Below are 12678 nucleotides of genomic sequence, written 5' to 3'. Positions count from 1 at the left end.
CGCTCAGCCGCGGCGACCGCCTCAGCCCGCGTCGCATGCTCCAACGCATCGATCAGCGCCGCATCGGAGAGCGACGGTGGATCGAGCAATTCGAACACGTGTTCGATCTTACGCCGATCGACCGACGTCAGCAATGTTTTTCGCGAGCGAAATGCGTTGTCGCTCGCTAGGTGGGCAAAGCATGGAAGCCATGACGAGGTGGGCCGATGCACAGCATCTACATGGCGGTAACGCTCGACCCCCGAGACCGCACACCCCGGTAGATACCGCGACGAACGATCCACGGCTGCAGGACGCGGTCGATCATCCACGCCGGAAACCTGAAGGCAAACCCGTTGGGCGCGAAGACTTCCAACCCGTCCGGCTGAACCCCGAGCACCGACCCCCATCGGCTGGCCGGTGGCCGGTAACGGCGCATCCGGCCGCCGGTGAAGTACGCGATGACGTTGTGCGCCAGCAGCCCGTCAGCGCGGTTGCGAGCCGACGACCGCAGCGGGTCGGTGGCCGCGACGTCGCCGATGGCGAACACGGCGTCGGCGCCGGGCACCTGAAGATGCAGCGTCACCCGCACGAAGCCGTCCTCGTCGAGAACGTCCGACGGCAGCCACGAGGAGTTGGGCCGCACCCGGCCGACGGTCCACAGCACTGCGTCAGCCTGCGCCGGCGGCTGGCCGGTGCTCCACTGCACGGGATCGGACGTGATCGCAGCACAATCGAAATCCTCGGGTATCACGGCACGATGGCCAGGATGCATCGCCACCCCGGCCGCGGCGAGCCGACGCTCGACACGTCGACGGGCACGCGGATGATGTTGCTGCAGAACACCTTCGCCCGGAAAGTACAACGCGACTCGGGTGTCGGGCCACCGCAGCGCGATGTTTACCGCGCTGCTGACGGCTGCCGCACCGCCCCCGATCACCGCCACCGACCCAGCCGCGCCCAACCGGTCATGTGCGGCGTGGAGCCCGGCATCGACATCGCCTGCCGACTGCAACACACCCGGACGCCAGAAGCCGTTGCTCACACCGGTGGCGATGATCAGCGCGTCATAGCCGTGCACCTGCTCGGCCCCGTCGGCATCACGCACGGAGACGGTGCGAGCCGACAGATCCGCCGCGGTCAACGTCCCATGCACGGTGCGAACGCGGTCGAGCTCACGGAACCGGTCGAAGGCGATCCAATAGTCGCGCGCCCAATCGTCGGGCCGGGACAGCCGGGTCCCGAGCTCCTGACCACTGACCAGGCCTGGATTCAGCGATACCCCGACGACGTCATGGCGACGGGACAACCGGATCGCGGTGAGCAGGCCGGAATCGCCAAGCCCGGCGATCACCACGCGCTTGCGGTCCACAGTCGGTGACGGTACCGCCCGCCCGCACGAGTCCGGATCCGTTTGCCTATCGTGGCTGAATGAGCAGCGTCGCTGATGCGGACCGGGTCGCCGACCTCGCCCGCCGGGTCATGGCAGATCACGACCCGAAGAAAGTTCCGATTCCCGAGTACCTGGCGGCCTGTTACGACGCCGGCCTGTCCTGGGTGCATTTCCCCGAGGGCCTCGGCGGTCTCGGGGTGTCGCGCGGCTTGCAGGCGGTGGCCGACCGCATCCTGCAGGGCGCCGGCGGTCCAGTGCCGTTGGGCCTCAACCCGATGGGATACGGCATGGCCGCGCCCACTATTCGCGAGCATGCCCAATCCGAGGAACTCAAGAAATCCTGGCTACGACCGCTGGCCAGCACGGAACACATTTGGTGCCAGCTGTTTTCGGAGCCGGGCGCCGGTTCGGACCTGGCCGGACTGGCCACCTCGGCGGTCCTGGACGGTGACGAGTGGGTGCTCAACGGGCAGAAGGTGTGGACCAGCCTGGCGCACCGCGCGCGCTGGGGGCTGCTGCTGGCAAGAACCAATCCCGATGTGCCCAAACACAAAGGCCTGACGTACTTCGTCCTGGACATGCACGCACCCGGCGTCGAAACCCGGCCGCTGCGGCAGATGACCGGACAGGCAGAGTTCAACGAGGTCTACATCACCGACGCCCGGATCCCTGATACACACCGGCTCGGCGCGGTGGGCAACGGCTGGAATGTCGCGATGACGACGCTGATGAACGAGCGCAGTGCGCTGGGTGGCAGTGGCAACCGGCGCGGAGCCGGCACCATCTCGGATGCGGTGGCGCTGTGGGCGTCCCGGCCAGATCTACGGACTCCGGTGTTGCGTGACCGGCTCACCCAACTGTGGTTGCGCTCGGAGGCCCAGCGGCTGACCGCCGAGCGGTCCCGGGCCGCGGCCACCGTCGGCGGGCCGGGACCGGAAGGATCGATCGGCAAGCTGGTGGGTGCCGAACTGAACCAGCACATCTATCAATGGTGCATGGATCTACTTGGGCCCGAAGGGATCCTGTACCACGGCTACGGATTGCACGACAGTGACGACGAGGCGGACTGGCGCGGACCCGTTCAACAGCGCTTCCTGCGCAGCAAGGCCAACACCATCGAAGGCGGTACGTCCGAAGTGATGCGCAACATTCTGGGTGAGCGGATCCTCGGGTTGCCCGGTGATCTGCGGGCTGATGCTGGTATGCCGTGGAAGGAGATCCCACGTGGCTGAGGAACGTGAGTTCAGGTTCACCGACGAGCAGGCTCAGCTGCGCACGGCGGTCCGCAAGTTCTGCGCAGAGAACTTCTCCGAGCAGACGGTACGCACGCTGATGGAGTCCGAGCCGCGGTTCGATCGGAAAGTCTGGGCCCGACTTGGCGCTGAGCTCGGCGTCCTGGGCCTGGCGGTTCCGGAGTCCGAGGGCGGGGCCGGCGGCACGCTCGTCGATCAGGCCGTCGCCGTCGAGGAACTCGGCGCCGCCCTGGCCTGCGGCCCGGTGTTCGGCACGATGATGCTGGCCATCCCCGCGCTCGTCGCCGCGTCCTCGGGTCCCGTGCGCGACGAGCTGCTCGGCGCCCTGGCCGACGGCACTCGTACCGCGGCGTTCGCGGTGCCAGATCAGGCAGGCGCGTTCGATTCGGCCGCCGTGAACGTCGCTGCGGCCGAGGATGGAACGCTGACCGGGACCGTGCAGCGGGTCGTGGACGCTGACGCCGCGGATCTGCTGTTGGTAGCGGCGACGGGACCCGACGGCGTGGCACTCTATGCGGTCGACGCGACCGAAGCCGGCGTACAGCGAACCCCGCTGGTCACCCTCGACCTGACCCGGCCGCAGGCCGACATCGTGTTCGCCGAGACACCGGCACAGCTGGTAGCCGGACCCGACGAAGCCGAGCGGGTCATCACTCACGCGTTCCAGGTGGCATGCACACTGTTGGCCGCCGAACAGGTCGGCGCCGCACAGCATTTGCTGGACCTCTCGGTGGACTATGCGAAATCGCGGCTGCAGTTCGGCCGACCGATCGGCTCGTTCCAGGCCGTGAAACACCGGTTGGCCGATTGTCTGGTCGATCTCGAGCATGCCCGCTCGACGGCCTATCACGCGGCCTGGGCATTGACCGACGGTACCGACGACCCGGCGCTGGCCGCCGCGATCGCACAGGCCACGGCGTCGGCGGCATTCGCCAAGATTGCGGCCGACACCATTCAGGTGCACGGCGGCATCGGGTTCACCTGGGAGCACCAGGCACATCTGTACTTCAAGCGGGCGACCACCGACGCCGCCCTCCTGGGAAGCGCTGAAGCCCACCGGTCCCGGGTGGCGGAACTGGTGCTCGACGACGCGACCGTCGAACGGGTACCGCGGGTGGCGACGGGCACGCACTGATTGGTTGAAACAGCGCGGCAGGCCTTGCGCGACCGTAAGATCCCGCTGATGGAGCGACCGGTCGAGCACCGCACGCTGGCTGTCGACGGGGTGCGTTCCCCGGTGCTGGTCGCCGGGCCCGAGAGCCCGGAGGCCGTCGTGTTCGTGCACGGCAACAACGCCGGAGCCAAGTGGGACCGCCTGCTGACTCCTGTCGCCGGTTTCGCCCGGGTGATCGCCCCGGAGATGCCGGGTTTCGGTGGCGCCGACAAACCGTCGCAGTGGCCGTACACCGTTGCCGCCTACGCGGCACACCTCGACGCGCTCGTCGACCAGCTCGGTGTCGAACGCGCGCACCTGGTCGCCCACGATTTCGGCGGACCATGGGCACTGGCTTGGGCCGCCGACCATCTCGACGCGGTCGCCAGCATCACGTTGATCAACGCCCCGGTGGTGATCAACCATTTCGCCGCCAAGCTGTGGCGCACACCGGTCCTGGCGGAGGTGATGTGGCGGGTCGGTAACCAGGCACTGATGCGACGCATGCTCGCCATGCGCGATCCCGGCCTGCCGACCGACGCGCTGGACTCCATCGCCGAGCACATGTTCGCCCGCGGCACCCCCGACGCGGTGCTGAAGCTATATCGGTCCACCGGTCCGGAAGCCCTTGCGCCGTATGCGGATCGACTCGCCGAGTATGCCGGCGACGTCCTGGTGGTGTGGGGCACCGAGGACCATTACGTGCCGTTCTCCCAGACCGACGCCTACCGCGAAATGTTCCAGAACTGCGCGGTACAGCCGGTGCCGGGAACGGGTCACTGGCCCTGGCTCGAGCAACCCGACGTGGTGGCCGGACACGTCACCGAGTTCCTGCGCCGGCACATCGCGCCTGCCACTGACTAGCGAGTGACGGCGTCGATCGCCTTGTAGATACGTTGCTCGCTGACCGGACGCGGCGTGCCGAGCTGCTGAGCCCATAGACTGACCCGCAATTCCTCGATCTGCCAGGCGATGTCGCGGATTTTCGGGTCCTCGGCGCGGGCCGGTGACAACGCGGCCAGCAGGTCGTCGTAAGCATCCTCGACCGCGTGCACCCGGGTCATCCGGTCCCGGTCGGCGCTGAGTGCCTGCGGCAGCCGCTCCAGGCGGCGGACGATCGCGGTGACATACCGGGCCAGATCGGTCAGTCGTGCGACGCCCGTCGCCGTGACAAAGCCCTTGGGCAACAGGCGATCCAGCTGCGACCGAATATCGGCGACGGCATCGGCCTGGGCGGCGGTCGGCTTGTCCGGCAGGGCCACGCCGACGTCGTGGGTGGCAGCCAACACCTTTTCGACCCGGGTCACCGCGGCGTGCGTGGTCGGGCCGAGTTCCTTGCCGGCCCGCGCCACCAGCGCCGCGAACTCTGCTTTCGTCCACACCGGTTTGGCCAGCAGGTAGTCCGCCGCGGCGTCGGCGCCGTCGTCGAGCAGGGCGGCCAGTGTGCCGTCGGGATTGGCGTTGAGCGCCAGGCGGGTGCGGGTGTCCAGTCCCCGCTCGATCGCCTTGACCGGCGACGGCGCGGTGAGCCGCAACAGTCGGCGAAGGCCGGGCCCCATGGCCGCGGCCTGTTCCGCCGGGTTGGCAAAGACCTTGATGTCGACGGCTTTTCCGGTATCTACGAAGGCCGGGTAACCACGTACGGCGTGCCCGCCGCTGATGTTTTCCACGGTGCGGGGCAGCTCATCGAGGTCCTCGGGCCAGGCGCGTAGGTCGCGACGCTCCAGGTCACCGCCCAGCGCGTCGGCCACCGCCTGCGCGACGGGCACTGCCAGCTGTTCACGTAGGGCGTCGATGTTCTTGCCGCGGGCCACCTCTTTGCCGTCGGCGGTCTCGACGGCGAAGGTCATCCGCAGGTGATCCGGGACCTTGCTCAGGTCGAAGGCGTCGACCGGCACCAGAATTCCGCTGCGCCTGCGGAGTTCACGCTGCACCTCGTCGAGAAGCGAACCGGCGGACGGATCGATGTGGCCGAGGATGGCGCGGGCGGTGTCAGGGGCCGGGACGAAGTTGCGCCGCAGATCCTTGGGCAGGGACTTGATCAGCGCGGTCACCAGTTCCTCGCGCAAAGCCGGTACCTGCCAGGCGAATCCGTCGCCTCCGAGCCGCGCCAGCACCCCGACCGGCACGTGCACCGTCACGCCGTCGTCGGCGGCTCCGGGCTCGAACCGGTACGTCAGCGGCAGTTCCAGGTCTCCGGCGCGCCAGGTGTCGGGATTGTCTGCGCCGTCCTCGGACCGCAACAGGTCGTCGCGCGTGAAGGTGAGCAGGTCGGGTGTCTTTTGCCGCTGTTTCTTCCACCAGGCATCGAAGTGTCGGGCCGAGACGATACCGGCCGGGATCCGGGCGTCGTAGAGCGCGTAGATCTCGTCGTCACCGACCAGCAGGTCGCGCCGGCGGGCCCGCTCTTCGATCTCCTCGAGTTCGGCTCGCAGCCGGGCATTGTCGCGGAAGAAGTGATGCCGGGTCTGCCAATCGCCTTCGACCAGTGCATGGCGAATGAACAACTCCCGACTGAGCTCCGGCTCGATCTTGGCGTAGCCGACCTTGCGCCGTGGAACCAGCGGCAACCCGTACAGCGTGACCCGCTCGAAGGCCACGACCTCGCCGCGCCGGGCCTCCCAGTGCGGCTCGCTGTAGGTGCGCTGCACCAGATGGGCTGCGACGCGCTCGACGGTCTCGGGCTCGATCCGCGCGGCGATGCGGCCGAACAGTCGACTGGTCTCCACCAAATCGGCCACGACGATCCACCGTGGAGGTTTCTTCGTCAGCACCGAACCGGGGGCCAACACGAACTTGGTATTGCGGGCGCCCTGATAGTCGCGTGATTCGCCTTCACGCAGGCCGACGTGGGACAGCAGACCGGCGGTGAGGGCGGCGTGGATGCTGGCCGGTTCGGCCGGCTCATCACCCTCCCGGATCCCGATGTCACGGGCGATGCTGCGCAGCTGCCCGGTCAGGTCCTGCCATTCCCGGATCCGCAGGTAGTGCAGGAACTCCTCGCGGCACATCCGGCGGAAGGCGTTGCCGGAGAGCTGGTTTCGCTGTTCGCGGAGGTAGTTCCACAGGATTAGGTAGGACACGAAATCCGAGGAATCGTCGGCGAACCGGGCGTGCTTCTGCCGGGCCGCCTCTTCCTTGTCGCTGGGGCGTTCCCGTGGATCGGGGATCGACAGCGCCGCGGCCAGCACCAGCACCTCACGCACACAGCCTTCGGTGTCGGCCTGCAGGATCATCCGGCCGACGCGTGGGTCGAGAGGCAACCGGGCCAGCCGTCGTCCGACATCCGTCAGCGCACCCGAGGCGTCGAACGCACCGAGCTCCTGCAGCAACTGAACCCCGTCACGGATGCTGCGGGCATCGGGTGGGTCCAAGAAGGGGAACTCGGCGATGTCACCGAGTTGCAGGGCGGCCATCTGCAGGATCACCGCGGCCAGGTTGGTGCGCAGGATCTCGGGATCGGTGTAGCGGGGCCGGGATTCGAAGTCTTCCTCCGAGTACAGCCGGATGCAGACGCCGGGGGCGGTGCGCCCCGAACGCCCGGCCCGCTGGGCGGCCGAGGCCTGCGAGATCGGCTCGATCGGCAGGCGCTGCACCTTGGTGCGCCGGCTGTAACGAGAGATCCGCGCGGTGCCGGGATCGACGACGTAGCGGATGCCCGGCACGGTCAGCGATGTCTCGGCCACGTTGGTGGCCAACACGATTCGCCGCCCGGAGTGGCTGGGCTGGAACACCTTCTGCTGATCGGCGGTCGGCAGCCGGGCGTACAGCGGCAGCACTTCGGTATTGCGCAGATCCTTGAGAGCTTCTGCGGTGTCCCGTATTTCGCGTTCGCCAGGACAGGAACACCAAAACGTCGCCGGGCGGTTCGGCTTCCAGCTCGCGGACCGCATCGACGATGGCCTCGGTCGGATCACGTAGTTCGGTACGGACGATCTCGTGGTCGGGATCGTCGGGATCGTCGTCGCCGGAAGGCGGCCCAGGGACTTCCAGTGGGCGATACCGGATCTCAACCGGATACGTCCGGCCGGACACTTCGACGATCGGCGCGTCATGGAAGTGAGCCGCGAACCTCTCCGGCTCAATGGTGGCCGACGTGACGATGACCTTCAGGTCGGGGCGACGCGGCAACAGCTCCCGCAGGTAGCCCAGCAGGAAGTCGATGTTGAGGCTGCGCTCGTGCGCCTCGTCGAGAATCAGGGTGTCGTAGCGCAGCAGACGCCGGTCTCGTTGAATCTCGGCGAGCAGAATGCCGTCGGTCATCAGCTTGATCAGCGTCGAATCGCTGGCCTGGTCGGTGAAGCGCACGGTGTAGCCGACGGCGTCGCCGAGTGGGGTGCCCAGTTCGTCGGCGATGCGCTGGGCCACGGTGCGCGCGGCCAGCCGGCGTGGCTGGGTGTGCCCGATCGTGCCGCGGATACCGCGACCCAGCTCCAGGCAGATCTTGGGCAGCTGCGTGGTCTTGCCCGAGCCCGTCGCGCCGGCGACCACGACCACCTGGTTTTCGCTGATGGCCTTGGCCAGCTCGTCGCGGTGTTCGCTGACCGGCAGGTCGGGATAGGTGATCGCCGGAACGGCGGCCTGGCGGGTCAGGACGAGGGCTTCGGCGGCGGCGAGTTGTTCGGTGATCTTGGCCAGATCGCCGCCACGGAGATTCCGCAGCCGTCGCCGCAGCCGGTCGGCGTCCCGGATGGTCAGGCCGTCGAGGCGGGAGCGCAGCTCGGCAACTGACGGTTCGGACACTCCAGCAAGGGTAGCGGGCCGTGGTCTGTCAGCCCGAGCAGTCGACCGCTACCTCCAATGCCGAGCAGATCTGCCGCATGCGGGCATCTGCCAACCGACCCAAGCGCTCGACGAGAACCCCCACCGAAACGCTCTCCACCGAGTCCAGATTTACCGCTGAAAGACGGGGCACCGGGTCTCTTCCAGGCTCCAGAACGACTTCGCTGGCCAGCCCTCGAAGATTGGTGGTGCATGGTGCGACGAGGGCTCGCCGCAGCCGTGGGATCGCCGCATCGCGAGACAAGACCACCACTGGGCGGCGACCGATCTCTGGCATCTCGCACCACCAGAGTTCACCCCGAGCAGGAAAGTCACTCACGATGCGCCCGCAGCACGCCGCCACGATGCCACGTCGCCCCATTCATCCGGCTCATCAAGCGGATGGCTGTCATAGACGCTGTAACTCTCATCCAGTTCTGCGGATCGGTGGCGGGCAAGCAGCGCCGCAAGGGCCTCGTCGATCAGCGAGGCATCGGTGCTGCCAGAACGGATCATGCGCGCCCTGTCCAGCAACTCCGCGTTGACCGTCGTGCTCAAGCGTGTGCGATTCATGCCACAATCATGCCACCCGAGTGACCGCGGGAGAATGCATCTGTGACCGACTACGTCATCGCTCCCCCGCCCCAGGCCTCGCTGCCCGTCAGCACCGGGCCCGGACGCTTCCCCATCCGCCGGGTGTTCTGTGTCGGCCGTAACTATGCGGCGCACGCCCGGGAGATGGGCAAGGACCCGGATCGGGAACCGCCGTTCTTCTTCATGAAACCGGCCGATGCCGTTCTCGAGGCGACGGGAACGATCCCATATCCACCGCTGACCTCGTCTTTCCACCACGAGATCGAGCTCGTGGTGGCGCTGGGCGCCGGTGGCCGCGACGTCGCACCGGCCGACGCGCTGGACCTGGTCTGGGGCTACGGCATCGGCGTCGACCTGACCCGCCGCGACCTGCAAGACGAGGCCAAGAAGCTCAGCCGGCCCTGGGACTGGGGCAAGGGATTCGACGCGTCGGCCCTGTGCACCCCGCTCCGGCCGGTGGCCGAGGTTGGACATCCCGACCACGGGGAAATCTGGCTACGGGTCATGCCCGAGGTGATCAGTGCCATCTCAACGGCCGTCGACCTGGCGCCCGGTGATCTGATCTACACCGGCACCCCCGCCGGGGTCGGACCGATGGAGCCGGGCGACGTGGTCTCCGGCGGTGTCGCAGGGGTCGCGGAGTTCAGTTTCACGATCGGCCCAGCCGATCGGCGGCCCGCCTGACCTTCTGTCCCGCACCTCGGTGAGTCGATCAGTGAGCGCCCCACCCGTGGTGGGTGCCCGAGCGATCCAAGCGCGCTGCTCGGCCGGCGTATCCCAGGCCGCGAACGCGACGCCGAACGGCGGTGCATACCGGATGCGGTCGCCCGGCATGCCGGCCGGCTGCGGTCCGGCCCCCTCGAATGCGGTGATCACCAGCTCGTCGGCAACCCGCTCGACCACGGACGCGGCATAGCCGAGCTGCTGCGAAAGTTCTTGTGCGGCAATGCGTGCCGCCTGCGCCAAGGGACGGGAGGAGTCGACGCGTGCGGCCACCACCGCCAGACCCGGCCCGAGGGCAAAGGTCTTGTCGGCGGGGTCGCGGATCAACCAGCCCCGGTCACACAGCGTCGTGAGAATGGCGTGCGCGGTGGCCTGCGTCAGATCCAAGGCGCTGACCACGTCGGAGAACCGCAACCGAGTGTCGGCGGAGCCGGCCACCAGCTCGATGATGTCGACCACCCGGCTCGTCGGCGCTGAATGTGCACCTTTCACCCTTGACTCCCTCCTGGGCGGTTCATACAGTCAGCTTGGCAATTCGAGAGCTTATCTCGAATATTAGAGAATGGATCGGCGATGCGGGCAGTGGTCCTCCGTGACGGCGCACTGACGGTGCGTGAGATCCCCGATCCGGTACCCGGTCCCGGGGAGCTCCTGCTGCGCGTCGCCAGCACCGCAATCTGTGCCTCGGACGTGCACTTCATGGATCACCCCGAGCTCGGCGACGATCCCACCGGACGATCGCGCTACGACGCCGAACAAGACGTGGTACTCGGCCACGAGTTCGTCGGTGAGGTCATCGGCCACGGGCCCGGCTGTAGCGAGCAATTCCCAGTCGGCAGCCGGGTGACGTCGATACCGATCCGGTTGATTGACGGCGGCGCCGACGGGGCCCACATCATCGGCCAACACCCCGATTCCCCCGGTAGTTTCGCCGAGTTGGTCGTGGTGTCCGAAGCCATTGCCCGGCGCGCCGACGGCCAGGTCTCTGACGATGCCGTCGCCCTGACCGATGCCTTCGCCGTCGGCGAGTTCTATGTCCGCAGCGCTCGCCTCGAACCCGGCGAGATCCCCATCGTGATCGGCGCCGGCGCGATCGGCCTGTCCGCCGTCGCCGCCCTGAGCCGGCGTGGCATCAAACCGATCATCATCTCGGACTACCAGGAGGACCGTCGCACCCTGGCGTGCAAGGAATTCGGCGCTCACGTCGCCGTCGACCCGGGGCAACGCTCACCGTTGGACGTCTGGCGCGAGCTGCGCGCCGAACGCAACCTGTGGGGTCCGGCCGTGGTGTTCGAATGCGTCGGCGCGTCCGGGCTGATCCAGAAGATCGTCGCGGAAGCCGACATGGGCACCCGCATCTATTGCGCCGGCGGCTGGTACACCGGGGACGCCCTGGACATCACCACGGCCACCCGCCAGGGGGTGACCCTGCAGTTCGGCGGCGGGCCGTGGCCGCAGGACTGGTACGGAACGCTCGACGCCATCGTCGCCGGCGAGCTGGATCCCACCCCCAGCATCGGGATGGTGGTACCTCTCGACGAGGTCCCCGACGCACTCGATCTGGCCCGACGGTCGGCGGGGCCGACCCGAATCATCGTGCACCCGAACGGAGATCCCACATGACCGACCGTGACGACATCGTCGATGTGCTGGTTCGCTACGCCACCGGCATCGACCGGCGGGACTGGCCGCTGTTTCGCACCGTGTTCACCGAGGACTGTGTCTTGGATTACGGCGAGATCGGTTCCTGGAGCGGCGTGGACGCCGTCACCGAGTTCATGGAGCAGACGCACGCCATGGCCGGGCACACCCTGCACCGGATGAGCAACCACGCGATCACCGTCGATGGCGACACCGCGGCGGCGCGCACGTACGTCGACGCGCTGATCCTGGCTCAGGACAACAACTCTGGCGTCAACGCCGTCGGTTTCTATGACGACGAACTGGTCCGCACCGAGAATGGCTGGCGGATTGCCCGCCGCCGGTTCACCTCGGTGCGCGTGGTGGCGGTCTAGGAGACGCAATGGAATTCGCAACGAAGTACGGGCCGTGGGCACTGGTGGCCGGAGCCTCCGACGGTGTCGGCGCCGCGATGGCCGAGGAGCTGGGCCGCCGCGGCCTCAACGTGGTGCTGCTCGCCCGGCGCCAGGCGGTTCTCGACGAGGTCGCCGCTCGGATCGGGGAATTCGGCGCCCAGACCCGCACGCTGGCAATCGATCTGGCGTCCCCCGGTGCCGCCGGCAATGTCATCGCGGCCACCGCGGACCTGGACATCGGCTTCCTGGTCTACTGCGCCGGGGCCGATCCGAACTTCCAGCCGTTCCTGTCCAGCCCGCTGGCCGACGCCGAATCACTGGTGCAGCGCAACTGCATGGTCCCGATGCAGCTGTGCCACCACTACGCGCAGCCGATGGTGGACCGCGGCCGCGGCGGCATCGTCATCTTCGGCTCCGGCGCCGGCTTCGCCGGAGGGCCGAACATGGTGGCCTACGGTGCGAGCAAGGCTTTCGACATGGTGTTCGCCGAGGCACTGTGGACCGAACTGCACGACAGAGGCGGGTTGATCCTGGGCAAGACCGACACCCCGGCGCTACGCAAACTCGAATACGAACGCGGTCAGATCGACTCGCCCGAGCAGGTCCCGCCGGGCGCCGCCGCGGTCGAGGACGTGGTGGCGGCCGCATTCGACAACCTCACTGCGGGGCCAACGTGTCTGGTGGGACCGGAGATTCAGGCCGCCGCACAGCTGATGGCCTCGGTGAGCCGCAACGACGCGGTACGGTTCATCGCCCAAGCCGTCACCGCCGCAATGGGTTAGCGAG

9 protein-coding genes and 3 pseudogenes are annotated in these 12678 nt (G+C 67.9%); 7 read left to right on the top strand and 5 right to left on the bottom strand.

Annotated features, from left to right (window positions below; all coding sequences use genetic code 11):
• Positions 1 to 217 precede the first annotated feature (217 nt).
• Positions 218 to 1351, bottom strand: a complete 1134-nt coding sequence (locus A5733_RS18005; RefSeq protein ID WP_076241097.1) for an FAD-dependent oxidoreductase — start codon at positions 1349 to 1351, stop codon at positions 218 to 220.
• A gap of 59 nt (positions 1352 to 1410) precedes the next feature.
• On the opposite strand from A5733_RS18005, the gene A5733_RS18000 reads away from it, so the two are divergent.
• The 3 genes from A5733_RS18000 to A5733_RS17990 are packed head-to-tail and all read left to right on the top strand — an operon-like array spanning position 1411 to position 4642.
• Positions 1411 to 2604: an acyl-CoA dehydrogenase family protein gene (locus tag A5733_RS18000; RefSeq protein WP_076241096.1), complete on the top strand. Its 1194-nt coding sequence runs from the start codon at positions 1411 to 1413 to the stop codon at positions 2602 to 2604.
• A complete protein-coding gene (locus A5733_RS17995; RefSeq protein ID WP_083666277.1) occupies positions 2597 to 3760 on the top strand; it encodes an acyl-CoA dehydrogenase family protein in 1164 nt (387 codons plus the stop codon). Before A5733_RS18000 ends, A5733_RS17995 begins: the two co-directional genes overlap by 8 nt.
• A gap of 48 nt (positions 3761 to 3808) precedes the next feature.
• Positions 3809 to 4642, top strand: coding sequence for an alpha/beta fold hydrolase (locus A5733_RS17990; protein WP_076241105.1), 834 nt, complete (start codon positions 3809 to 3811; stop codon positions 4640 to 4642).
• Here A5733_RS17990 and hrpA read toward each other — a convergent pair.
• The 3 genes and pseudogenes from hrpA to A5733_RS17975 all read right to left on the bottom strand — a co-directional run.
• Positions 4639 to 8521: pseudogene (hrpA, locus tag A5733_RS17985) on the bottom strand (ATP-dependent RNA helicase HrpA). The gene A5733_RS17990 and the pseudogene hrpA overlap by 4 nt on opposite strands.
• A 28-nt stretch (positions 8522 to 8549) precedes the next feature.
• A complete protein-coding gene (locus A5733_RS17980) occupies positions 8550 to 8879 on the bottom strand; it encodes a type II toxin-antitoxin system PemK/MazF family toxin (protein ID WP_076241104.1) in 330 nt (109 codons plus the stop codon).
• A pseudogene (locus tag A5733_RS17975) lies at positions 8876 to 9142 on the bottom strand (antitoxin); the annotation flags it as partial. The pseudogene A5733_RS17975 and the gene A5733_RS17980, both read right to left, overlap by 4 nt.
• A 12-nt stretch (positions 9143 to 9154) precedes the next feature.
• On the opposite strand from A5733_RS17975, the gene A5733_RS17970 reads away from it, so the two are divergent.
• Entirely contained in the window at positions 9155 to 9817 is a 663-nt protein-coding gene (locus tag A5733_RS17970; RefSeq protein ID WP_076241094.1) for a fumarylacetoacetate hydrolase family protein, read from the top strand.
• Between the two features lie 411 nt (positions 9818 to 10228).
• On the opposite strand, the pseudogene A5733_RS28245 reads toward A5733_RS17970, so the two are convergent.
• Positions 10229 to 10294, bottom strand: a pseudogene (locus A5733_RS28245) (hypothetical protein); the annotation flags it as partial.
• Between the two features lie 135 nt (positions 10295 to 10429).
• Between A5733_RS28245 and A5733_RS17960 the strand changes: the two are divergent.
• The 3 genes from A5733_RS17960 to A5733_RS17950 are packed head-to-tail and all read left to right on the top strand — an operon-like array spanning position 10430 to position 12674.
• Positions 10430 to 11479 (top strand): alcohol dehydrogenase catalytic domain-containing protein, encoded by a 1050-nt coding sequence (locus A5733_RS17960; RefSeq protein ID WP_198938852.1) that lies wholly within the window; start codon positions 10430 to 10432, stop codon positions 11477 to 11479.
• Entirely contained in the window at positions 11476 to 11871 is a 396-nt protein-coding gene (locus tag A5733_RS17955; RefSeq protein WP_076241093.1) for a nuclear transport factor 2 family protein, read from the top strand. Before A5733_RS17960 ends, A5733_RS17955 begins: the two co-directional genes overlap by 4 nt.
• An 8-nt stretch (positions 11872 to 11879) precedes the next feature.
• The gene (locus A5733_RS17950) at positions 11880 to 12674 is read left to right on the top strand and encodes an SDR family NAD(P)-dependent oxidoreductase (protein WP_076241092.1); all 795 of its coding nucleotides are present in this window, start codon (positions 11880 to 11882) and stop codon (positions 12672 to 12674) included.
• The last annotated feature ends 4 nt before the right edge of the window (positions 12675 to 12678 follow it).

The sequence above is a fragment of the Mycobacterium sp. NS-7484 genome, assembly GCF_001953975.1.
Classification (GTDB): domain Bacteria; phylum Actinomycetota; class Actinomycetes; order Mycobacteriales; family Mycobacteriaceae; genus Mycobacterium.
Note: the sequence above shows the minus strand (reverse complement) of the source record. Positions and strands in the feature narration are given on the sequence as shown.

Bases quoted from the DNA above. Each gene is read 5' to 3' on its own strand.
- A5733_RS18000 (WP_076241096.1), top strand. From the start codon at position 1,411: ATGAGCAGCGTCGCTGATGCGGACCGGGTCGCCGACCTCGCCCGCCGG.
- A5733_RS17990 (WP_076241105.1), top strand. From the start codon at position 3,809: ATGGAGCGACCGGTCGAGCACCGCACGCTGGCTGTCGACGGGGTGCGT.
- A5733_RS17960 (WP_198938852.1), top strand. From the start codon at position 10,430: ATGCGGGCAGTGGTCCTCCGTGACGGCGCACTGACGGTGCGTGAGATC.
- A5733_RS17955 (WP_076241093.1), top strand. From the start codon at position 11,476: ATGACCGACCGTGACGACATCGTCGATGTGCTGGTTCGCTACGCCACC.
- A5733_RS17950 (WP_076241092.1), top strand. From the start codon at position 11,880: ATGGAATTCGCAACGAAGTACGGGCCGTGGGCACTGGTGGCCGGAGCC.